The sequence below is a fragment of the Caulobacter sp. GW821-FHT10A06 genome, from assembly GCF_059415805.1.
This window is the reverse complement of sequence record NZ_JBWKNY010000003.1, coordinates 426335-448096: the sequence shown is the minus strand read 5'-3', so window position 1 is coordinate 448096 and position 21762 is coordinate 426335. Positions and strand designations below refer to the sequence as shown.

The 21762-nt window shown below is 68.4% G+C and carries 23 protein-coding genes and 1 pseudogene; 15 read left to right on the top strand and 9 right to left on the bottom strand.

Annotation, left to right across the window (positions count from 1 at the left end; all coding sequences use genetic code 11):
- The first annotated feature begins 34 nt into the window (after nt 1-34).
- Nucleotides 35-556, top strand: coding sequence for a methylated-DNA--[protein]-cysteine S-methyltransferase (locus AC07NF_RS09855; RefSeq protein WP_494631960.1), 522 nt, complete (start codon nt 35-37; stop codon nt 554-556).
- On the opposite strand, the gene AC07NF_RS09850 is transcribed toward AC07NF_RS09855, so the two are convergent.
- Together AC07NF_RS09850 and AC07NF_RS09845 are read right to left on the bottom strand one after the other, a co-directional pair.
- Nucleotides 540-968 carry a DUF4345 family protein gene (locus AC07NF_RS09850; RefSeq protein ID WP_494631961.1) on the bottom strand — a complete coding sequence of 143 codons (429 nt, stop codon included), beginning with the start codon at nt 966-968 and terminating at the stop codon, nt 540-542. The two genes, AC07NF_RS09855 and AC07NF_RS09850, sit on opposite strands and share 17 nt — an antisense overlap.
- 32 nt (nt 969-1000) lie before the next feature.
- Complete coding sequence (locus tag AC07NF_RS09845) at nt 1001-1411, bottom strand: VOC family protein (protein ID WP_492814228.1); 411 nt, start codon at nt 1409-1411, stop codon at nt 1001-1003.
- A gap of 175 nt (nt 1412-1586) precedes the next feature.
- On the opposite strand from AC07NF_RS09845, the gene groES reads away from it, so the two are divergent.
- On the top strand, nt 1587-1877 hold the full coding sequence (gene groES / locus AC07NF_RS09840) for a co-chaperone GroES (protein ID WP_291876365.1): 291 nt from the start codon (nt 1587-1589) through the stop codon (nt 1875-1877).
- Between the two features lie 63 nt (nt 1878-1940).
- The gene (gene groL / locus AC07NF_RS09835) at nt 1941-3584 is read left to right on the top strand and encodes a chaperonin GroEL (protein WP_494631962.1); all 1644 of its coding nucleotides are present in this window, start codon (nt 1941-1943) and stop codon (nt 3582-3584) included.
- A 70-nt stretch (nt 3585-3654) separates the two neighbouring features.
- On the opposite strand, the gene AC07NF_RS09830 is transcribed toward groL, so the two are convergent.
- Nucleotides 3655-4095, bottom strand: a complete 441-nt coding sequence (locus AC07NF_RS09830; protein ID WP_494631963.1) for an RICIN domain-containing protein — start codon at nt 4093-4095, stop codon at nt 3655-3657.
- Nucleotides 4096-4275: 180 nt separating this feature from the next.
- Here AC07NF_RS09830 and AC07NF_RS09825 point away from each other — a divergent pair, with 180 nt between their 5' ends.
- Nucleotides 4276-4407, top strand: coding sequence for a hypothetical protein (locus AC07NF_RS09825; RefSeq protein WP_454714029.1), 132 nt, complete (start codon nt 4276-4278; stop codon nt 4405-4407).
- Between the two features lie 42 nt (nt 4408-4449).
- Complete coding sequence (locus AC07NF_RS09820) at nt 4450-4764, top strand: hypothetical protein (protein WP_492814223.1); 315 nt, start codon at nt 4450-4452, stop codon at nt 4762-4764.
- 1 nt (nt 4765) lies between these two features.
- Here AC07NF_RS09820 and AC07NF_RS09815 read toward each other — a convergent pair whose 3' ends face one another.
- On the bottom strand, nt 4766-5719 hold the full coding sequence (locus tag AC07NF_RS09815) for an IMCp domain-containing protein (protein ID WP_494631964.1): 954 nt from the start codon (nt 5717-5719) through the stop codon (nt 4766-4768).
- Between the two features lie 145 nt (nt 5720-5864).
- Here AC07NF_RS09815 and AC07NF_RS09810 point away from each other — a divergent pair, with 145 nt between their 5' ends.
- On the top strand, nt 5865-7022 hold the full coding sequence (locus AC07NF_RS09810; RefSeq protein ID WP_494631965.1) for a DUF3089 domain-containing protein: 1158 nt from the start codon (nt 5865-5867) through the stop codon (nt 7020-7022).
- Nucleotides 7023-7100: 78 nt separating this feature from the next.
- Here AC07NF_RS09810 and AC07NF_RS09805 read toward each other — a convergent pair whose 3' ends face one another.
- Nucleotides 7101-7286, bottom strand: a complete 186-nt coding sequence (locus AC07NF_RS09805; protein WP_454714025.1) for a DUF1328 family protein — start codon at nt 7284-7286, stop codon at nt 7101-7103.
- 106 nt (nt 7287-7392) lie between these two features.
- On the opposite strand from AC07NF_RS09805, the gene cobT reads away from it, so the two are divergent.
- The 5 genes from cobT to AC07NF_RS09780 all read left to right on the top strand — a co-directional run bounded on the left by cobT (nt 7393) and on the right by AC07NF_RS09780 (nt 13513).
- A complete protein-coding gene (gene cobT / locus AC07NF_RS09800) occupies nt 7393-9321 on the top strand; it encodes a cobaltochelatase subunit CobT (RefSeq protein WP_494631966.1) in 1929 nt (642 codons plus the stop codon).
- The gene (locus AC07NF_RS09795; protein ID WP_494631967.1) at nt 9318-10415 is read left to right on the top strand and encodes an esterase-like activity of phytase family protein; all 1098 of its coding nucleotides are present in this window, start codon (nt 9318-9320) and stop codon (nt 10413-10415) included. The genes cobT and AC07NF_RS09795 overlap by 4 nt, the downstream gene beginning before the upstream one ends.
- Before the next feature lie 207 nt (nt 10416-10622).
- Nucleotides 10623-10934 carry a hypothetical protein gene (locus tag AC07NF_RS09790; protein ID WP_492814214.1) on the top strand — a complete coding sequence of 104 codons (312 nt, stop codon included), beginning with the start codon at nt 10623-10625 and terminating at the stop codon, nt 10932-10934.
- A gap of 257 nt (nt 10935-11191) precedes the next feature.
- Nucleotides 11192-11491 carry a hypothetical protein gene (locus AC07NF_RS09785; protein WP_492814212.1) on the top strand — a complete coding sequence of 100 codons (300 nt, stop codon included), beginning with the start codon at nt 11192-11194 and terminating at the stop codon, nt 11489-11491.
- 219 nt (nt 11492-11710) lie between these two features.
- Entirely contained in the window at nt 11711-13513 is a 1803-nt protein-coding gene (locus AC07NF_RS09780; protein WP_494631968.1) for an ATP-binding protein, read from the top strand.
- A 90-nt stretch (nt 13514-13603) separates the two neighbouring features.
- On the opposite strand, the gene rpmB is transcribed toward AC07NF_RS09780, so the two are convergent.
- Nucleotides 13604-13903, bottom strand: a complete 300-nt coding sequence (gene rpmB / locus AC07NF_RS09775) for a 50S ribosomal protein L28 (protein ID WP_492814208.1) — start codon at nt 13901-13903, stop codon at nt 13604-13606.
- 244 nt (nt 13904-14147) lie between these two features.
- Between rpmB and AC07NF_RS09770 the strand changes: the two genes are divergently transcribed.
- Nucleotides 14148-14633, top strand: a complete 486-nt coding sequence (locus AC07NF_RS09770; RefSeq protein WP_494631969.1) for a DUF3617 domain-containing protein — start codon at nt 14148-14150, stop codon at nt 14631-14633.
- Nucleotides 14634-14942: 309 nt separating this feature from the next.
- Here AC07NF_RS09770 and AC07NF_RS09765 read toward each other — a convergent pair whose 3' ends face one another.
- Nucleotides 14943-15518, bottom strand: a complete 576-nt coding sequence (locus AC07NF_RS09765; RefSeq protein WP_494631970.1) for a methylated-DNA--[protein]-cysteine S-methyltransferase — start codon at nt 15516-15518, stop codon at nt 14943-14945.
- A gap of 91 nt (nt 15519-15609) precedes the next feature.
- On the opposite strand from AC07NF_RS09765, the gene AC07NF_RS09760 reads away from it, so the two are divergent.
- Nucleotides 15610-17244, top strand: a complete 1635-nt coding sequence (locus AC07NF_RS09760; RefSeq protein ID WP_494632147.1) for an amidohydrolase — start codon at nt 15610-15612, stop codon at nt 17242-17244.
- Nucleotides 17245-17285: 41 nt separating this feature from the next.
- Here AC07NF_RS09760 and AC07NF_RS09755 read toward each other — a convergent pair.
- A pseudogene (locus AC07NF_RS09755) lies at nt 17286-17362 on the bottom strand (hypothetical protein); the annotation flags it as partial.
- Nucleotides 17363-17416: 54 nt separating this feature from the next.
- Here AC07NF_RS09755 and AC07NF_RS09750 point away from each other — a divergent pair.
- Together AC07NF_RS09750 and AC07NF_RS09745 are read left to right on the top strand one after the other, a co-directional pair.
- Nucleotides 17417-19966 carry a helicase-related protein gene (locus tag AC07NF_RS09750; RefSeq protein ID WP_494631971.1) on the top strand — a complete coding sequence of 850 codons (2550 nt, stop codon included), beginning with the start codon at nt 17417-17419 and terminating at the stop codon, nt 19964-19966.
- On the top strand, nt 19963-20259 hold the full coding sequence (locus AC07NF_RS09745; RefSeq protein WP_494631972.1) for an RNA-binding S4 domain-containing protein: 297 nt from the start codon (nt 19963-19965) through the stop codon (nt 20257-20259). Before AC07NF_RS09750 ends, AC07NF_RS09745 begins: the two co-directional genes overlap by 4 nt.
- Nucleotides 20260-20407: 148 nt before the next feature.
- On the opposite strand, the gene AC07NF_RS09740 is transcribed toward AC07NF_RS09745, so the two are convergent.
- Complete coding sequence (locus AC07NF_RS09740; RefSeq protein WP_494631973.1) at nt 20408-21739, bottom strand: ATP-binding protein; 1332 nt, start codon at nt 21737-21739, stop codon at nt 20408-20410.
- Between the last annotated feature and the right edge of the window lie 23 nt (nt 21740-21762).

The following is a 21762-nucleotide window of genomic DNA, read 5'->3' as shown; positions in this document are numbered from 1 at the left end:
GGACACCCGCGCCTCCTCCGGCGATGATCGCCCGATGAGTCGTCCCGCCCGCCTGCTCCTGGACCGCGCGCCGTCGCCGATCGGCGAGCTGTTGATCGTCACCGACGAGGCCGGCCTGCTGCGCGCCGTCGACTTCCATGACCACGAGCACCGGCTCGATCGGCTGCTGAAGACCCACTACGGCCCGCTGCGGCCCGAGGTCGGCGCCGCGCCCACCGCGATCCGCGCGGCCCTCACCGCCTATTTCGACGGCCAGCTCGACACCCTGAGCACCATCGCTTGGGCCACCAACGGGACAGCTTTCCAGCATGCCGTGTGGACGGCGCTGTGCGAAATCCCGGCCGGCGAGACGATCACCTATTCCGAACTGGCCCGCCGCGCCGGCCGCCCGGCCGCGGTCCGCGCCGCCGGCCACGCCAATGGCGCAAACCCGCTCAGCATCGTCGCGCCCTGCCACCGAGTGATCGGCATGGATGGTACGCTCACCGGCTATGGCGGCGGCATCGAGCGCAAGCGCTGGCTGCTGGAGCACGAAGGCTTCAAGCGAAACTCGTGACGCCCCGCAGCGCCACGCGGCCGATCTGGAAGAACGGCAGGCTCAGGGTGATGCCGATCAGGGCGTTGAACACCATCGCGCCGTTGTTGTAGCGCCCCGCCGCGCCGTCCAGCGCCGCCGACACCGCCCGGCCCGCCGCCGCGCCCAGCCAGGCCACGGCCAGCGCCAGGGCCATGGCCGCGCCGATGCGAGGCTGGTAGCCCAGATACAGCGCCGCCACCCCGTGCGAGGCGATCAGCACCCCGCCCACCGCCCGGCCTTCGGCGAACAGCGGCGGCTTGGGCGTGTCCTCGTCGGCGATGCCGGCCATGCCCAGCATGACCTGCGGCCGCGCCAGGATCATGCCGCCCAGCGTGCCGCCGATGACGCAGGCCACGACCGCCAGGAACAGCGACAGGACATAGCTGGACATACAAGATCCTCAGAACACGTCAGGAGATGACGTCAGACTGGCGCGTGACAGACGGCCTCGACGTTTCGGCCGTCCGGGTCAAGCACGAAGGCGCCATAGTAATTGGGATGATAATGAGGCCGCACGCCCGGCGCGCCGTTGTCGGTCCCGCCCGCCGCCAGGGCCGCGGCGTGGAAGGCGTCGACCTGGGCGCGGTTCGCCGCCAGGAAGGCCACGTGCATCGGCCCCGTGGCCGTCTCGCCCTGGCCGACCCAGAAGCTGGGCTTGCCCGCCTGGATGTCGCGCCGGTCCTCCGTCGGGCCATAGCCGTAGAAGGCCGAGCCGCCGGTCTGCTCGGCGCTGACGCTCATGACGATGGTGATGCCCAGCGGGGCGAAGGCGGCGTCATAAAACGTCTTGGCCGCCTGGAGATCACGGACCGTAACGCCCATATGATCGATCATCGGAACCTCCCTCTCATTCACTCTTCGCGAAAAGTTCGCGGGCGTCGTCCTTGACTCCCCCGAGCCCCCTGCCTAACTCACGCCCGACGTTGGCACTCGATGGGAGCGACTGCTAACAGCAACGCTCCCCGGTCCAACTCAGCCTTTATTTGAAACCGTTCCGACGGAGAACACCATGAAGTTTCGTCCCCTGGGCGACCGCGTCCTCGTGAAGCGCGTCGAAGAAGAAACCAAGACCAAGGGCGGGATCATCATCCCCGACACCGCCAAGGAAAAGCCGCAGGAAGGCGAAGTCGTCGCCGTCGGCCCCGGCGCACGCAACGACAAGGGCGAAGTCGTCGCCCTGGACGTCAAGGCCGGTGACCGCATCCTGTTCGGCAAGTGGTCGGGCACGGAAGTGAAGGTCGACGGTCAGGACCTCCTGATCATGAAGGAAAGCGACGTCCTGGGCGTGGTCGAGGGCTAATCCCTCCCGTCTTCCCAGACGCTTCTTTCCTCCCAGAATTCCAGATTTAGAAAGGCGCCCACCATGGCCGCTAAAGACGTTTATTTCGGCTCGGACGCGCGCGACAAGATGCTGCGCGGCGTCAACATCCTCGCCAACGCGGTGAAGGTGACCCTGGGCCCCAAGGGCCGCAACGTCGTCATCGAAAAGTCGTTCGGCGCCCCGCGCACCACCAAGGACGGCGTCTCGGTCGCCAAGGAAATCGAACTGTCGGATAAGTTCGAGAACCTCGGCGCGCAGATGATCCGCGAAGTCGCCTCGAAGACCAACGACAAGGCCGGCGACGGCACCACGACCGCCACGGTCCTGGCCCAAGCCATCGTCCAGGAAGGCCTCAAGTCGGTCGCCGCCGGCATGAACCCGATGGACCTGAAGCGCGGCATCGACAAGGCCGTCCTGATCGCCGTCGAGGACATCAAGGCTTCGTCGAAGAAGGTCACCACCAACGCTGAAATCGCTCAGGTCGGCACCATCTCGGCCAACGGCGACAAGGAAGTTGGCGAGATGATCGCCAAGGCCATGGACAAGGTCGGCAACGAAGGCGTCATCACCGTCGAAGAAGCCAAGACCGCCGAAACCGAACTCGACGTCGTCGAAGGCATGCAGTTCGACCGCGGCTACCTGTCGCCGTACTTCATCACCAACGCCGACAAGATGGAAGTTCAGCTGGAAGAGCCGCTGATCCTCCTGTTCGAAAAGAAGCTGTCGTCGCTGCAGCCGCTGCTGCCGGTGCTGGAAGCCGTCGTCCAGTCGGGCCGCCCGCTGGTCATCATCGCTGAAGACGTCGAAGGCGAGGCCCTGGCCACGCTGGTCGTCAACAAGCTGCGTGGCGGCCTGCGCGTCGCCGCCGTCAAGGCTCCGGGCTTCGGCGACCGCCGCAAGGCCATGCTGGAAGACATCGCCATCCTGACCGGCGCGCAAGTCGTGTCGGAAGACCTGGGCATCAAGCTCGAGAACGTTTCGCTGGAAATGCTCGGCCGCGCCAAGAAGGTCTCGATCACCAAGGACGACACCACGATCGTGGACGGCGTTGGTGAGAAGGCCGACATCGAGGCTCGTATCGCCCAGATCAAGCGCCAGATCGAAGACACCACGTCGGACTACGACAAGGAAAAGCTGCAAGAGCGCCTGGCCAAGCTGGCCGGCGGCGTTGCGGTCATCCGCGTCGGCGGCTCGACCGAAGTCGAAGTGAAGGAAAAGAAGGACCGCGTTGACGACGCCCTGAACGCGACCCGCGCGGCCGCCGACGAAGGCATCGTCCCGGGTGGCGGCACCGCCCTGCTGTGGGCTTCCAAGGCCCTGGCTGGCGTGGTTGGCGACAACGACGACCAGACGGCTGGCATCGCCATCGTCCGTCGCGCCCTGCAATCGCCGATCCGTCAGATCGCCGAGAACGCCGGCGTCGAAGGTTCGATCGTGGTCGGCAAGATCCTGGAAAACGCCTCGAGCTCGTTCGGCTTCAACGCCCAGACCGAGCAGTACGTCGACCTGGTCGTCGACGGCGTCATCGACCCGGCCAAGGTTGTCCGCACCGCTCTGCAGAACGCCGCCTCGGTGGCCGGCCTGCTGATCACCACGGAAGCCGCGATCGTCGAAGCCCCCAAGAAGGGCGGCGGCGCCCCGGCCGGCGGCGGCATGCCGGGCGGCATGGGCGACATGGACTTCTAATTTAGAAGTTCAGCGCTTCGCTGAAATGGATGAGGGCGGGATCGAAAGGTCCCGCCCTTTTCTTTGACCGCTAGCCGATGACCTCGGCGCGCCATTTCTGATTGTCGCCGCTGTGCCACGGGTAGCTGATGATCCGCACGCCATCGCCGATGGTCTCGCGGTCGATGTCGGCGACCTGGCTGTGGTCCCAGTTGTTCAGCGCGAACCAGGTGTCGTCCAGGTAGTCGGTGGTGAAGGCCGAGTAGAATTCCGCGCTCAACCGCAGGGCGTCCGCCTCATCGCCGAACCCCAGTCGCAGCGGCCTGGGGCCTTCGCCCGCGACCCACTGCAGCGAGAAGCCGTTCGGCACGTACTTGGTCCGCCACAGCGTGCTGTTGTCGTTGTATCGGCTCAACGGCCGCAGGACCGCCGCGCCATAGCCGTTCTGATATTCGTCCACATGTCCGATCACGTAGTTCTGGTCGGAATAGGCGTGAAAACGCACCACGGCGTTGTCCGGTATCTGCGGCATCGCAACCTCCCCACGATGGTTTGTGCGGAGGACGTTGCGCCCGGCGGCTGGTCCGGGCTGTGCAGAAGCGCACCTCGCGTAACAGCGTTCTCACACTCCCGTGAGAGGCGAAAATCGTCCGCATCCAAACTTCGCCACAGGCGTTAACGGCCCCATAGCTCTAGAGCATGGAGGCAGTTGATGGCGTTCGTGCGTGAAATTCCCACCCATCGTCGGCGTCGCATGTCGCGCCCGACCCTGGTCGTGGTCGCGCTTTCGGCCTGGTTGGTGCTGGGCCTGTTGAGCCAGGCGGCGTTTCAGCTGATTGGCTGAAGCCCCTTTCGGCGACGCTGAGCGAGCGCTACATGCGCATCCATGTTCCGCCAGCGCCCCGACGCCGATCTGATCGTTCAAGGCTGGGTCATCGGCGTCATGGTCGAGGTCCCGGGCGAACGCGCGCCCGTCCGCCACTACTTCGCCGTCGGCAAGGCCGACCGCGCCCAGGCCGAATGGACGGCCGTGGACCTGGCGATGAACGCCGGTTCCGTGGCCTCCAGCCCCGTGGGCGGCAAGGAGCCGGTCGAGGCTTTGCGCGAGATCGTCGCCTTCCGCATGCGCGACCTGGGGCTGAAGCCCGGCGAAGCCCGCGCACTGGGCGACAAGAACCCGCGCCGGTGGCTGTCTCTATAGGCTAGTGGCGCTTGCCGCTGCCGCAGTTGCAGCCGCCGCCACCGCCACGTCCGCCGACACGCACCGAGACCGACGACGAGGCCGAAGCCGAGGCGCTGGCCGAGGACGAAGCGCGGCCCGAGGCGTAGCCGCCGGCCCAACCGCCGCCGCCTACCAGGCCGTAGCCACCGTAGCCGCCCCCACGTCCGCCTGACTGGGCGCCGACATAACCCATCGGCAGCGGCGGAGGCTCGACATAGCCCCACGCCTGGGTCGGCGCCGAAGAGGCGTTCCAGCCGCCGCCCGCGCCGTAGCGCGAACCGGAATAGCTGGAGGAAGACGAGCTCTCTTCATAACGCTCGGTCTCGCGGGTCTCTTCGTAGCTCTCGACCGCGCGCTCCTGATAACGCGGCGCCGGACGCTCGACATAGCGGTCCACATAGACCGGACGCTCGATATAGACCGGCTTCTCGACGACCCGCTCGATGGGAACCTCGATACGCTTTTCGACGTAGACCGGCTTTTCCACGACCTTCACGACCGGCACCTCAACGCGTTTCTCGACCACCACCGGCCTTTCGATGACGCGGTCGACGGGGCGGTCGACATAGACGGTCTTTTCGACGATGCGCTCGACGGGCACCTCGATGCGTTTTTCCACGACGACGGGCTTTTCCACGATCTTGACGACCGGGACCTCGACCCGCTTCTCCACGATGACGGGGCGGTCGATGACCTTCTCGATCACCTGGGTGGTGGGGCGATCGACATAGACCGGCTTCTCCACGACGACCGGGCGGTCGACATAGATGATCTTGGTGCGAACCTTGGGCGCTCTTTGGGGCGCGACCCGTTTCGGCACATGCTCGCCACGCACCGGCGCGCCGGGGAAGCCGTCGGCCAGGGCGGGCGAAATCGCCGCCGCGCCAGCAAAGGCGGCCGTGGCGCCAACCAGAAGAAGGGTCCGGAGAGACATCGCCGTCCTCGTACGCAAAGCTCGACCGTCCCGGAGCGGGACGACTCCCGCCTCATCCCGCAATCCCCGCGCCAAGACCCCTTGGCGAGCGGCGTTCTGTGTGGTCATGCTCCGCGCCAAACGAGCGTTTGAGGGGAAGAAGACGATGGCGAGAACCCTGGCCGCGATGGCCCTGACCTTGGGCCTGGCCCTGACCGGCGCGGCCTGCGCCCAAGCGCCGGCGAACGTCGCCCCCAACGACTACGGCAATAAGGACAGCTGGCTGTGCTGGCCCGGCCGAGCCGACGCCTGCGCGGTCGACCAGACCACGACCATCGTCCAGGCCGACGGCAAGACCTCGACCGAAGCCTTTAAGGCCGCGACCGCGCCCAGCTATGACTGCTTCTACGTCTATCCGACTGTCTCGACCGATCCGGGCGGCAACAGCGACATGGTCATCGACGAGGCCGAGCGCCGCGTGGTCGAGCAGCAACTGGCCCGCTTCGGCTCCAAGTGCCGGGTGTTCGCCCCGATGTACCGCCAGGTGACCCTGGCGGCCCTGCGCACGGTGATGATGGGCCAGCCCTCGCCGGGCAACGGCGTGCTGGCCTATGGCGACGTGCGCGACGCCTGGCGCTGGTATCTGGCCAACGAGAACAAGGGCCGGGGCGTGGTCCTGATCGGCCACAGCCAGGGCTCACGCATGCTGCTGGACCTGCTGAAGAATGAGATCGACGGCAAGCCGGCCCAGAAGCAGATGATCTCGGCCTATGTCCTGGGCATGAATACCCCGGTGGCCGACGGCAAGTTCGGCTCGATCCCGCTGTGCGCCAAGGCCGACCAGGCCGGTTGCCTCGTCACCTACGTCTCGTTCCGCGCCTCGAGCCCGCCGCCGGCCAATAGCCGATTTGGCAAGACCGACGAGCAGGGCCGCCGCGCCGGCTGCGTGAACCCCGCCGCCCTGCTGGCCGGCAAGGCCTCGACGGATGAGGCGACCTTGCACGCCTATCTGGGCAGCAAGCCGTTCCTGTCGAGCCTGCCGCCCAAGCCGTTCGCCAAGGACGTGACGGTGACGACGCCGTTCGTGTCGCTGCCCGGCCTGCTGTCGGCCCGGTGCGTCAGCGAGGGCGACTTCAGCTATCTGGCGGTAAAGGTGAACGCCGATCCGGCCGATCCGCGCACCGACGAGATCACCGGCGACATCGTGCTGCCGGGCGGCGCCGTCCTGAAGGACTGGGGCCTGCACCTGATCGACGTCAATCTGGAGATGGGCGACCTGGTGGCCTTGGCCGATCGTCAGGCCAAGGCGTACGCGGGACGCTAGGACTCACCCACGAGCCCTAGCGCCATCGAATGCCGGCGGCGGGGTCGACGTCCGCTCCGGCCCGCGCAAGGCGCGCGGCTAGCCTTTCGGGCCGGCCGCCGCCTTGAACACGGTCACGCCCAGCAGCATCACGATCACGAAGCCGAGCAGGAACAGGAAGAACAGGATCTTGGCCACGCCGGCCGCGGCGCCCGCGATACCCGTGAAGCCCAGGGCCCCGGCGATCAGGGCGACGACGGCGAGAATGATGGCCCACTTGAGCATACTGAGTTCCTTCGAAGGGCGCGCGAGCGGCGCCGTTGGGAAAACAACGCCTCCTCCGTTCACGCCGTTCCTTGTTTTCGCCGCCCGGCGCCGCTAACTCGAAGCCATGGCCTCCAAGCCCGAAAGCCCGACCGAACCCTTCAAGCGCGCCCTGGCGCACGCCGCGCGCTCGCTCGCCGAGACGCCGGACCTGGAGGTCGTGTTCTCGGGCGATGGCCCCCAGCTCCTGGGCAAGCGGGCGGTGCTGCCGCATCCGCCGCGCGACCTGTCCTCGAAAGAGGCCGCGCGCATCCGGGGCCTGGCCGACCAGATGGCCCTGCGCCTGGCCCACCACGACCCGATGGCCCACGCCCGCGCCCGTCCGGCCTCGCCCGACGGCCAGGCGGCGTTCGAGTCGATCGAGCAGGCCCGCCTGGAAGCGATCGGCGCCAACGCCCTGGGCGGGGTGCGCCAGAACCTGACCGCCGCCCTCGAGGCCCGGCTGGAGAAGCAGGGCCTGACCCGCGCCGTGGCCATGGACCGCCAGTCCGCGCCGATGGCCGAGATCCTGGGCCTGATGGTGCGCGAGCGCCTGACCGGCGACGCCCCGCCCGACGGCGCCAAGGCCCTGGTCGACATCCTGCGCAACGACATCGAGCTGCGGGCCGGCAAGGACCTGGACCGCCTGGCCGCCGCCATCGACGACCAGGCCGCCTTCGCCCGGGTGACGCGCGAGATCCTGCGCGACCTGGACCTGGGCGAAGACATGTCCGAGGCCACCGAAAGCGCCGACGAGGACGACGGCGAGGACGAGGGCGCGACCGAGAATTCCGACGAGGATCAGGGCGAGGGCGAAGGCGAGCAGCCCGAGGGCTCCTCCCCGCAGGAAAGCGAAGCCTCCGACCGCGAGACCGAGGCCGGCGACGAGGAGATGGTCCAGTCGGACCAGGAAGGCGAGCCCGAGGAGTCCGACGAGACCCCCGACATGGGCGACGGCGCCAAGGCCGCGCGGCCCGACACCAGCAACGCCCAGGGCGGCGAGCCGCTGTACAAGATCTTCACCACGGCCCACGACGAGATCGTCGACGCCGAGGACCTGTGCGACGCCGAGGAACTGACCCGGCTGCGGGCCTATCTGGACCAGCAGCTGTCGGCCCTCTCCAGCGTCGTCTCGCGCCTGGCCAACAAGCTGCAGCGCCGCCTGCTGGCCCAGCAGAACCGCGCCTGGACCTTCGATCTCGAGGAAGGGATGCTGGACGTCGCCCGCCTGACGCGGGTGATCATCGATCCGACCGCCCCCCTCTCCTTCAAGCAGGAAGAGGACCAGGAGTTCCGCGACACGGTCGTGACCCTGCTGATCGACAATTCCGGCTCGATGCGCGGGCGGCCGATCATGGTGGCGGCGATCTGCGCCGACATTCTGGCGCGCACGCTGGAGCGCTGTGGGGTCAAGACCGAGGTGCTGGGCTTCACCACCCGCGCCTGGAAGGGCGGCACCAGCCGCGATGAGTGGATCAAGTCGGGCAAGCCCGCCGCGCCGGGCCGCCTGAACGACCTGCGCCACATCATCTACAAGGCCGCCGATGCGCCTTGGCGTCGGGCTCGCAAGAACCTGGGCCTGATGATGCGCGAGGGTCTCCTGAAGGAGAACATCGACGGCGAGGCCCTGATGTGGGCGCACCAGCGCGTCATCAACCGGCCTGAAGCCCGCCGCATTCTGATGGTGATTTCCGATGGCGCGCCGGTGGACGACTCCACCCTCAGCGTCAATTCGGGCCACTATCTGGAGCGTCACTTGCGCCAGGTCATCGGTGAGATCGAGGGCAAGAGCCCCGTGGAGCTGATCGCCATCGGCATCGGCCACGACGTCACGCGCTATTACCGCCGCGCCGTCACCATCGTCGACGTCGAGCAGCTGGGCGGGGTGCTGGTCGAGCAGCTGGCCGCCCTGTTCGAGGAAGAGCCGCGCCAGATCGCCCGCACGCGCGGCCTGCTGGCCCCGCCCCCGGTCGTGACGCCGCAAGCCGCCAAGGCGACCGGCAAGGTTCCGGCGTGATCGGTCCGCGGTTCGCGCTGATCCTGGGTCTGGTCGGCGGGCTGGGCGGCATGGCCACCCAGTGCACGCCGCGCCGCGACCCGCCGGTGGTCGCCACGCCGGCCGCGCCGGTCAAGGCCGGTCCCGAGATCGGCGTCGTCGCCACGCCCGTGCCGCTGGACGCGGCCAACCCGGCCAAGATCGACGCCGGCGGCGGCTTCACCTATGCCGGCGGCCTGCACCTGACCAGCACCGACACGACGCGCCTGCACGGCCTGTCGGACCTGTCCGTGAGCCCCGACGGCCGCCTGACCGCGATCAGCGACGACGGCGACGTGTTCGAGGCCAAGCTGCAGCTGGATGCAACCGGCCGCCTGGTCGGCGTCACCGACGGCAAGCTGTGGCCCCTGAAGGGTCCCGACGGCCAGCCCCTGCAAGGCAAGGAGCACCGGGACGCCGAGGGCCTCGCCGTGCTGCCCAACGGCGACCGCCTGGTCAGCTTCGAGCGCAACCATCGCATCTGGCGCTACGCCGTCGGCCCCGATGGCCGGTGGAGCCTGCCCGCCCCCGCGCCCAAGCCCGCCACCATCTTCCCCGACAACGAGGGCATGGAGGCGATCACCGCCTATCCGGCCGCCGGCCCCGACGCCTATATCGTCGGCGGCGAGGAGGGCGAGGTGTGGCTGTGCCGCCTGTCGTCCGACTGCAAGGCGCTGCCGCCGCAATCGGGTCCGGACTTCACCTGGGGCCTGACGGGCTTCGCGCCCTTCGCGGGCACGGCCATCGCCACCCTGCATCGCGGCTATGACCCCGTGCGCGGCTGGCGCTCAGTGGTGCGGTTCATCTCGGACCCGACCAAGCCCCTGGCCCAGCAACGCACCTCGGCGGCCCTGCACATCGAAGGCGCCATGCCGCGCGACAACTTCGAAGGCGTGTCCCTGACCGCCCCGCCAGCGGGCGCGCCGGCCGGCTCCACGCGGATCTATGTGATCTCGGACGACGGCGCGGTCAGCAACAGCCAGCGCACCCTGCTCTTGGCCTTCGACTGGGTCGCGCCGCCCATGCCCGCGCCCCTTCCGCCCAAGCCCGTCAGGCGTCCTGTTCGCAAACGCTAAACCGGTTTCGTTTCACACGAGACGGTTTCATTGTCAACTATATGATACTATTGAACTTTTTTCCGGAAAATCCGATTTCGCGCTTGCAATAGGTACCGGTACCAGATACCGGTGTCAGTGACGGACGACGAGAGGGCGAGAACCTGGGCCGTCAGAGGAACGCACCTGGAGGCGGTTGAATCCAACCTCCTTTCCGGGACTATCAAAATGATCCGTCTGCTCGCTATCGCCATCGCCGCCCTGATGTCCACCGCCGCCGCCACCTCGGCCAGCGCTGGTGAAATCACCATCAAGGTCGCCGGTCGCGCCACCCCGGCCGTCCACGCCGACATCATCAACGCCGCCAAGCAGCTGTGCCAAGAAGACCTCGCCGGCACCCGCGACGCCGCCGACCTGGCCCCCTACTGCGTCCGCGAAATCACCCGCGACGCCGTCTCGCGCACCAAGAGCCCCGAGCTGGTCGCCTACGACAAGGCTCAAGGCCGCAGCGTCTACTTCATGCGAGTCGCCGCTCGCTAATCAGCGGAGCGCTTGCTGAACTGAACGAGCCCGCGAAGCTTCGGCTTCGCGGGCTTTTTCGCGCCTGAAATCGATTGTTCGCACGCGAAACACCGATACGCTCAAGCTAAGGGTGCAATGCAATATAATCGTTGATAACTCAAGAGAACGTTGCTATAAACAACGCGACGGGCTGAGCAGGCGATAGACCGGGTACGGGCCGTCAGGGGAACGCGTCTGGAGGTGGTTGATCACAACCCCCTTTCGGAACTTTCGAGATGATCCGCTCCATCGTTCTGGCCGCTTCGGCCATCGTCCTCGCCGCCGCCGCTCCGGCCTCGGCCGCTGAAATCCGCGTCAAGGTCACCGGCAAGTCGGCCGCTGAAGTCCGCGCCGAAATCGTCAAGGCCGCCTCGACCGTCTGCTGGCAAGACATCCGCGGCGAAGCCCTGGCTGGCTACCTGTACCCGGCCTGCATCCGCGCCTCGGTCAACGACGCCGTGTCGAAGATCAACAACCCGGCGCTGACCGCCTACAACTCGGCCAACCCGTCGTCGGGCGCCGTCGTCGCTCGCTAAGCGACAGCACGAGTACCAAGCGTTCAAAACCCGCCGCGGCAGAGGTCGCGGCGGGTTTTGCTTGTCCGGAACCCCGGACCGCTCCACGCGTTACCGCCCGCACGAGAGAACGGTGAAGCTTGAAGCGCTTGAAGCGAGAGTATTATCGGCACAATGTCGTCTAGCGAGCGGTCGAGCCAACTGGAGCATGGTCTAGTCGCCCGCATCACAGGAGCGGTCATGCTCGATTCCGTCCATGAATACGCGATGGATCCAGACCGCTCGGCGCCTGCCGATGACGGCCTCGCCGATATCGAGCTGCTGCACAGCATCAGCGTCGCGCTGATCGGCGAGCAGGACCGGGTGGAGCTGTACAACAAGATCGTAGACGCCGCGGTGTCGATCACCCGCTCGCAGTTCGGCACCATGCAGTTGCTGTGCCCGCAGGGCGACCCGTCGGGCCATGGCGGCGAGCTGCAGCTGCTCTGCCATCGCCGCCTGCCGCCCGAGGCCGTGGCGTTCTGGCAGTGGGTCAGCCCCTCGGCCCACAGCAGCTGCACGATGGCGCTGAAGACCAACGCCCGCACCGTCATTCCCGACTATGAGGCCTGGGACGAAATCGCCGGCACCGAGGACCTGATGGCCTTCCGGCGCACGGGGATCCGCTCGGCCCAGACCACGCCCTTGCGCGCCCGCGACGGTCGCCTGCTGGGCATGATCTCGACCCACTGGAGCAAGGTCCACCAGCCCTCGCAGCGTGACCTGCGCCTGCTCGACATCCTGGCCCGCCAGGCCGCCGACCTGCTGGAGCGCACGATCGGCGAGGAGGCCCTGCGCGAGGCCGAAACCCGACTGCGGAGCCTGAACGAGACGCTCGAGACCCAGGTCCAGCAACGCACCAACGCCCTGCTGGCCGCCGAGGGCCAGGTTCGCCAGATGCAGAAGCTGGAGGCCATCGGCCAGTTGACCGGCGGCGTGGCGCATGACTTCAACAACCTGCTGACCGTGATCCGCTCCTCGGCCGAGCTGCTGCGCCGGCCCAGCCTGCCCGCCGAGAAGCGCGAGCGGTATCTGGACGCGATTTCCGACACGGCCGACCGCGCCGCCAAGCTGACCGCCCAGCTCTTGGCCTTCGCCCGTCGCCAGACGCTGAAACCCACCACCTTCAATGTCGGCGACCGGATCGCCAGCGTCGCCGACATGCTGGGGACCGTCGTCGGCGGACGCATCCGGCTGGCCGTCGAGCCCTGCCCGACACCCTGCTTCGTCGAGGCCGACGCCAGCCAGTTCGAGACCGCCCTGGTCAACATGGCCGTGAACGCCCGCGACGCCATGGACGGTGAAGGCGACCTGGTCATCCGGGCCTATGAGGCGGCGTCGTTGCCGCCCCTGCGCGGGCACGGCGGCCACGAAGGCCCCTTCATCGCCATCTCCATCACCGACACCGGCGCGGGCATGTCGCCCCAGGTGCTGGAACAGATCTTCGAACCCTTCTTCACCACCAAGGGCGTCGGCAAGGGCACCGGGCTGGGCCTGTCGCAGGTGTTCGGCTTCGCCAAGCAGTCCGGCGGCGACGTGGACGTCGAAAGCCAGGCCGGGTCAGGCTCGACCTTCACCCTGTACCTGCCGCGCGTCGACGCGCCGGCCCATGTCGACGCTCAGGACGCCGTGGAGCCGTCGGCCGATCCGCACGGGGCCATCCTGATCGTCGAGGACAATGCCGAGGTCGGCGAGTTCGCGCGGCAATTGCTGGACGACCTGGGCTTCGAGACCTGCCTCGTGGCCAACGGCCAGCGCGCCATCGCCGTCCTGGAAGAGCGCGGCGGCGGCTTCGACTACGTCTTCACCGACGTGGTCATGCCGGGCATCAGCGGGCTGGAGTTGGGCCGCCGGATCCGCAGCCGCTGGCCCGGCCTGCCGGTGGTGCTGACCAGCGGCTACAGCCAGGTGCTGGCCGACGACACCCACCACGGCTTCCCGGTCCTGCAGAAGCCCTATTCGATCGGCGAACTGGGCCGCATCCTGCGCTCGGCCCGCCACTAGCCTCTATGCGCTAGCCACGCACACACGACGAAAAGCCCGCCGGGAGACCCCGGCGGGCTTTGTCGTTTCAGCCTTGAAGGACCGTAAGCCTTAGGCGGCTTGCGCGGCGGCCTTGGCCTTGGCCTTGACCTGCGACTTGATCTTCAGGGCGCGCGGCGACAGCTGCTCGTCCTTGGCGCCCAGCAGGAACACGTCCAGGCCGCCCTTGAAGTCCAGGGTGCGCAGGGCGGCGTTGCTGATGCGCAGACGGAACGTCTGGCCCAGCGACTCCGAGGCCAGCGTCGCCGGCGACAGGGCCGGCAGGAAGCGGCGCTTGGTCTTGATGTTCGAGTGGCTCACATTGTGGCCGACCATCGGACCGATACCGGTAAGTTCGCAACGGCGCGACATGGTGGTTACCTTGGCTTGGGCGAAACCGTCTGGCTCGGTGAAGAGCCTGGCTCCGATAAGATATGAATTCGGACACGCGATTGGACCAGGCCGACCGCGCGAGAGCGGGCGATATAGGCGAAGGCCCATGCATGAGTCAAGGCTGTCGGCTCGCATCCGCGAAGGAACCCGACGCCTCACCGGCGCCTTCAAGCACGGTTCATATCACGCTCTATATAGGGACCGCATGAAGGAGACCCGTCGTATGCGTTCCACCGCCCTCGTCGCCGCCGCTGTCACCCTGTCGGCCGGCCTGGCTCTCGCCGGCTTCAGCCTGGCCCAGACGACGCGCGCGCCTGCCCGCTCAACGATTCTGCCCGGCCAGTGGGAGTACGACTACCGGATCGGCATGATCCCGGTCAGCAGCGAGACCAAGTGCCTCAAGCCCGCCGACGCCGAGCAGTTCTCGCGCGGCATCTGCACCAAGCGCTATCGCTGCGAGTACACCACCAATGTGGTCAAGGACGGCAAAATCGCGCTGAAGGGCACGTGGACCGACAAGAAGGACCGCGTGTCGCCGGTCACCGCCAATGGCGTCTATTCGCCCGAGGCCTTCAAGATGGACATCCACATCAAGACCATCAGCGGCATGCCCCTGGCCGGCAGCCTGACCGCCAAGCGCCTGGCGGCCGAGTGTCCCCCTGAAGAGAAGAAGGCCGAGGAAACGCCTGCCAAGCAGCCGGCTTCCTGAAACCGATTTGTGGTTAATCCGCTTTAAGCTACAATAGCTTGTAGGGAACAAACACTGAATCGGGGAACGTCGCCGATTCGGTCCTGATTCGTTTCGCCCCTGTTCGAGGAAGCGTTACCGCGCGTTAAGAGGCGTGGTCGGACGGTTTCTCTTTCCTGACATCGATGGCTTTCGCCCCTCTCCCCTTGCGGGAGAGGGTGGCCGCCGAAGGCGGTCGGGTGAGGGGTTGCACTCCCTTTTCCGGACAGGCCTTTCGACCCCTCATCCGTCAGCTTCGCTGACACCTTCTCCCGCAAGGGGAGAAGGGAACTAAGCCCCGCGCGGCGGCGCGACCGAGAATTCCAGGTCGAACAGCGTCGGGACCGCGCTGGTCTTGGCCTTCTCGATGGTCAGCAGCTTGGCCTTGGTCTCCGCCCCGCCCGGCGCCGAGAAGCCGCCCATGTTGCCGGACGAGCCCAGCACGCGGTGGCAGGGCACCACGATCGGCCAGGGGTTCTCGCCCAGGGCCTTGCCCACGGCCCGCGCCGCGCCGGGCTCGCCCATGGCCTTGGCCACCTCGCCATAGGTCGAGGTGTCGCCCGGCGTGATGGCCCGGGCGATCTCGTAGACCCGCAGGTTGAAGGCCGACTGACCGTCCAGATCCAGCGGGATGTCCGACAGGTCGTCGCGGCCGCCGGCCAAGAGATCGCGGATGCGTTCGATGACCGCGTCGATCTCCGGCGAGGGTTCAGCCTCGACCGCGTCGGGAAACCGACGCCGCAGCCGCGCCCAGGCCGCGCCCGGCGAGCTTTCCGGCAACTGCACGCCGATCAGGCCGCGATCGCCCCAGGCGAGGCCACAGCGCCCGATCACCGTGTCGAAAAGGGTGAAACCCTGGTCGGTCATGCGAGAAAAATAGCAGGCCTGTTGCGAGTTGGGAGGTGCGGCCCGTACGATTTCCGGAACTTGCTGTTTTCGGAGGCTGGCCTTGCGCCCGATTCTTCTCGCCGCCCCCTTAGCCGCCCTGCTGGCCGCCACCTCGATCACCTCGGCGAACGCGGCCGATATCCTGATCCACGGCGGTCCGATCCACACCGGGGTCGACGCCGCGCCGACCGCCGAGGCGGTGCTGATCCGCGACGACAAGATCCTGTTCGTCGGCGCCCTGGCCGCCGCAAAAGCCAAGGCCGCCAAGGACGTCCGCGATATCGACCTGAAGGGCGCCGCCGCCTATCCCGGCTTCGTCGACGCCCACGCCCACCTGGTCGGCATCGGCCTGCGCGAGCTGACTCTCAATCTCGACCAGACCCAGTCGATCGCCGAACTGGTCGCCACGGTGAAGGCCTATGCCGCCGCCCATCCCGAGGGCGCGATCTTCGGCCGGGGCTGGATCGAGACCCACTGGCCCGAGAAGCGCTTCCCGACCAAGGCCGACCTGGACGCCGCCGCGCCGGGCCGCATCGTCGTGCTGGAACGCTCGGACGGCCACGCCAGCGTCGCCTCCAGCGCCGCCCTGGCCAAGGCGGGCGTCACGGCGACCACCGCCGCCCCGGCCGGCGGCCAGATCCTGAAAGGCGCCGACGGCGCGCCCGACGGCATGCTGATCGACCACGCCCAGAGCCTGGTCGAGGGCGTCATCCCGCCGCCCAGCGAGGCCCTGAAGCGCGAGGCCGTCCGCAAGGCGGGGGCGCTGTATGCCTCGCGCGGCTGGACCGGCATGGACAATATGAGCGTCATGGGCGACGAGCTGGCTTTGATCCGCGACGAGGCCGCCAAGGGCGCCTTCAAGATCCGGGTCGACAACTATATGGACCCCAGCGGCGCGGCCGAAGTGCTGGCCAAGGGGCCTCAGACCGACGCGACGGGCCTGATCCGGGTGCGCGGCATCAAGCTCTATATGGACGGCGCCCTGGGCTCACGCGGCGCGGCCCTGCTCGAACCCTATAGCGACGCCGAGAGCCTGGGCCTGCAGCTGACCCCGCAGGACAAGGGCGTGGCCTTGATGAAGCAGGCCAAGGCCGTCGGCGCCCAGGTGGCCATGCACGCCATCGGCGATCGCGGCAACCGCATGACCTTGGACTGGTTCGAACAGAGCCTGGCGGGAGACACCGCCGCCCGCTGGCGCATCGAGCACGCGCAGATCGTCGCCGACACCGATGTGCCGCGCTTCGCCAAGCTGGGCGTCATCGCCTCGATGCAGCCCAGCCACGCCATCGGCGACTTTTATTTCGCGCCCGCGCGCCTGGGCAAGGCGCGCCTGCACGAGGGCTATCGCTGGAACGACTTCCTCAAGGCCGGGGTCGTGGTCGCCGCCGGGTCGGACGCTCCCGTCGAGGTCGGCGACCCACGCATCGAATTCTACGCCGCCGTCTATCGCCACAGCCTGACCGGCTTCGCCAACGAGGACTGGCACCTGGAAGAGGCGGTGTCCCGCGCCCAGGCCCTGAAGATGCTGACCCTGGCGCCGGCCTATGCGGTGTTCCGCGAGAAGGAGCTGGGGACCTTGGAGGCGGGGAAGAAGGCGGACGTGACGGCGTTTGACCGGGACCTGATGACGGTGGAGCCGAAGGCGATCCTGACGGCGCAGCCGGCGCTGACGGTGGTGGATGGGAAGGTGGTGTTCAGCCGCTAAAGATCCTCTCCCCAGCGGGGGAGGTGTCGGCTCGAAGAGACGACGGAGGGGGAAGAGGCAAGCTCGGCAGCACTTCCCCCTCCGGTCCTTCGGACCGCCTCCCCCGCTGGGGGGAGGGTCTGGATCGACGCACCGCCTTGCCTCCCCACGATTCCCGCCCCACCTTCCAGATATGAGTGACCGTTCGACCGGCCTGGCCCCTTCGAAGCTGACCGCGGTCCTGGGGCCCACCAATACCGGCAAGACCCATCTGGCCGTCGAACGGATGCTGGGCCACGCCTCGGGGATGATCGGCCTGCCGCTGCGCCTGCTGGCGCGCGAGATCTACGACCGGATCGTCAAGCTGCGCGGCAAAGCAGCCGTCGCATTGATCACCGGCGAGGAGAAGATCACCCCGCCGCGCGCCGCCTATTTCGTCTGCACGGTCGAGGCCATGCCGCTGGCCCGCGAGGTCGACTTCCTGGCGGTGGACGAAATCCAGCTGTGCGCCGATCCCGAGCGCGGCCACATCTTCACCCACCGCCTGCTGCATGCGCGCGGCAAGTTCGAGACCATGTTCCTGGGCGCCGGGACCATGGGTCCGCTGGTGCGCCGCCTGCTGCCGGACGCGGAGATCGTCGGGCGCGAGCGGTTCTCCAACCTGTCCTATGCCGGCTCCAAGAAACTGACCCGCCTGCCCCGCCGCAGCGCCATCGTCGCCTTCTCCACCGACGCGGTCTACGGCATCGCCGAGCTGATCCGGCGTCAGCGCGGCGGCGCGGCGGTCGTGATGGGCAGCCTCTCCCCCCGCACCCGCAACGCCCAGGTCGCCCTCTACCAGTCCGGCGAGGTCGACTTCCTGGTGGCCACCGACGCCATCGGCATGGGCCTGAACATGGACGTCGACCACGTGGCCTTCGCCGGCCTGCGCAAGTTCGACGGCAAGCGCACCCGCTGGCTCTATCCGCAGGAGGTCGGCCAGATCGCCGGCCGGGCGGGCCGCTACACCCGCGACGGCACCTTCGGCGTCACGGGCGACTGCGAGGAGATCGACGAGGACCTGGTCGAGGCGGTCGAAAGCCACACCTTCGAGCCGATCACCCAGGCCGAGTGGCGCAACGCGCGTCTGGACTTCGGCTCGCTGCCGGGCCTGCTGCGCTCGCTGAACGAGCCGCCGGGACGCAAGAGCCTGTCGCTGTCGCAGGAGGCCTTGGACGAGCGCACCCTGCGCGCCCTGGCCAAGGACGAGGACGTCATCAAGCGCTGCAAGACTGACCGCTCGGCCCTGCTGCGCCTGTGGGACGTCTGCCAGACGCCGGACTTCCGCAAGACCACCGACGACGACCATCAGCGCATGGCGCGCACCCTGTTCGACGACCTGACCACCGGCCGCAAGCGCCTGCCCGAGGATTGGGTCAACGGCCAGTTCAAGGCGCTGGACCGCGTCGACGGCGAGATCGACAGCCTGGCCGCGCGCCTGTCGGGCGTGCGCACGCTCAGCTACATCGCCAACCGCCCCGACTGGGTGGCCAACCCCGCCCACTGGCAGGGCCTGACCCGCCAGCTGGAAGACCGGATCAGCGACACCCTGCACGAAAAGCTGATGGCTCGGTTCATCGACCGGCGCACCAGCGTGCTGATGAAGCAACTGGGCGAGCGCGAGACGCTGTACGCCGGCGTCGGCCAGGACGGCGAGGTGACCGTCGAGGGCCACGTGGTCGGCCACCTGTCGGGCGTGGCCTTCACCCCGGTCAAGGCCGCCTCGCCCCTGGAGGAAAAGGCCCTGCGCAACGCCGCCCAGCGCGCGGTCGGCCCCGAGATCGCCCGCCGCCTGGGCGTGATGGCCAGCGAGCCCGACGACGCCTTCGCCCTGACGCCGGACGGCGCGATCCTGTGGCGCGGCGAAGCGGCCGGGGCCGTGCGCCAGGGCCTCCCCCTGCTGTCGCCCCGCGCCCGCCTGCTGGGTGAGCTGGGCGCGGCGGCCGTACGCGAGCGGGCCGAACGACGCCTGGACGCGTTCCTGGCCTCGGAGGTCGACAAGCACCTGGCCCCGCTGCGCAAGCTGGAGCGCGCCCTAGGCGGCGGCGAACTGCGGGGCCTGCCGCGCGGCGTGGCCCACCGCCTGCTGGAGGCCGGCGGCGTGCTGGACAAGCGGCCCGTCGATCCGGAGCTGAAGGCCCTCAGCCAAGGCGAGCGCCGGACGCTCAAGAGCCTGGGCGTGCGGATCGGCGCGTTCAGCCTCTATTGCCCGGCCGCGATCAAGGCCGAGGCCATCGCCTGCGCGCGTGCTTTGAACCCGACCGGCTGGCGCGGGGCGCTGACCACGCTGGAGGCCCTGCCCTCACCCGAACCCTCGGCCCGTGAGCTGTCGGCCAGCGGCCTGCGCGCCGTGGCCGGGTTCAGCGTGCCCGTGGAGGCGCTGGAAGAACTGGACGCCCTACTGCGCGCCGAGCAGCACCACGGCGGCGTCATCCTGACCGACAAGGCCCTGGAAAAGCTGGGCTGGACCGCCAAGCAGGCCTCCAACGTGCTGCGCGCCCTCGACTACACCCCGGCCATCCGCGCCAAGCCCGACCAGCCGATCGTCTGGAAACGCCGCGGCGCGGCCAAGCTGGAGCAGAAGCCGGTCAAGGCAAGGCCGGACTCGCCATTCGCCGCGCTGGCCAAGCTCACCGAGCCGCCGCCGAGACGAAAGAAACCGCGTCGCCGCAAGCCGGCTGCACCCAAGCAGGTCGCGTCATGACCGACACCCACGGCGACAGCGTCCGCGCCGACGTCTGGCTCTGGCGCGCCCGCTTCTTCAAGACCCGCTCCCTGGCCGCCAAGTTCGTCGACGAAGGCCGCATCCGCCTGACCCGCGCCGGAACCGAGAGCCGCATCGACAAGCCTTCGCGGACGGTGAAACCGGGCGATGTGGTGGTGTTCGGGCTCGGCGGGAGACTGATCGCCGTGCGGGTGCTGGACTGCGGGGAGCGGCGGGGACCGGCGACCGAAGCGCGCGGGCTTTATGAGGCCCTCGAAAACCCTCTCTCATAGAGAGAGGGAGGGGCCCGCCGCGCAGCGGTGGGAGGGTGAGAGGTTTCACCGCCAACCGGCAAATCACAGGCGGCCAAATCCGCGCTTTATTCGGAGAGAGTGTAACCTCTCACCCTCCCACGCCGTCGGCGTGGGCCCCTCCCTCTCTCTATGAGAGAGGGTTTGGGATGGGCGGCCACACCCTCGCACTCACCCCACCGCCCTCGCGGTTGTCGATCACCAGCTTGCCGCCGAAGCGTTTGATCAGGCGTTCGGCCGTCGGGATGCCCAGGCCGAAGCCCCCGGTGTCCCGCGCCCGCGCCGCATCCCCGCGGAAGAACGGTTCGTAGATCCGCGCCATGGCCTCGTCGGTCAGGCCTGGCCCGTGGTCCAGCACCTCGATCAGCGGGCCATCCGGACCATCAGACAGCCGCACCTTGGCCTGGCCGCCGAACCGCACGGCGTTGTCGATCAGGCGGATCAGGGCCTGCTCCAGCGGGCCGCGATGGGTGGTCACGAGCAGCGCCTTGTCACCCTCGTAGCGGACCGCGTCCGGCCAGCGCGCCGTGATCCCCTGGATCAGCGACGGCAGGTCGACGACCTCGGCCGTGCTGGCCGAGTGCTGGGCGCGCAGCCAGTCGGCCAGGGAGCGCAGCATGGCGTCCAGTTCGTGGGTGTTGTCGGCGACCAGCGCCTTGATGTCGTCGGGCTCGATATAGTCGGCGGCCAGCGTCAGGCGGGCCAGGGGCGTGCGCAGGTCATGGCTGAGCGCCTCCATGGCCTTGGCCTGGTCCTCGATCAGGCTGGCGATGCGGCGCTGCATGTCGTTAAAGGCCCGGCCCAGCTCGACGATGTCGTTGGGGCCCTCGACCACGATCGGCGATGGCGGGCTTTCGCCGACGTGGCGCGAAGCCTCGGTCAGGCGGCGCAACGGCTGACCCAGCTGGCGCAGGGCGTAGGCGCCCAGGGCCACGCAGGCCAGGGAGAAGACCAGGGTCGTGGCCACCGCGCGCAGGGCGATCGGCCAGGGCCGGGGGAAGTTGCGCGAGCGGAAGGTCAGCCAGCGGCCGTCCTTCAGCCCCATGACGCCGACCAGGTCGCGGCCGCCCTCGGGCCGGCTCTCGGACCACAGGCGCAACGGCCGATTGGCCAGGGCCGGCTCCCAGCGCTGAACATAGTCGGCGATGGCCTTGGCCTCATCGGTCTGGTCGCGGGTGGTCGGCGGCCCCTCCGGCGGCAGGGCGACCACCTCGGCCTGGAGATAGTGCGAGCTCATCACCTGGTCGAAGTCGGCCTGGCCCAGCTTGCTGACCCGCTCGCCGACGACCAGCAGCTCGGCGATCCGGCGGGCGTGGTCCTCGCGCAGGGTCTGGCGATCGATGGCGCTGTAGAAGGCCACGCTGGCCGTCAGCTGCACCAGCACGATGGCGACCACCACCCAGATGGATCGCCCTACGAAGCCGCGGGATCGCCGCAGCACTTTGCGCACCGTCAGTGTCATGGGCCGACGCTACACGATCGGCG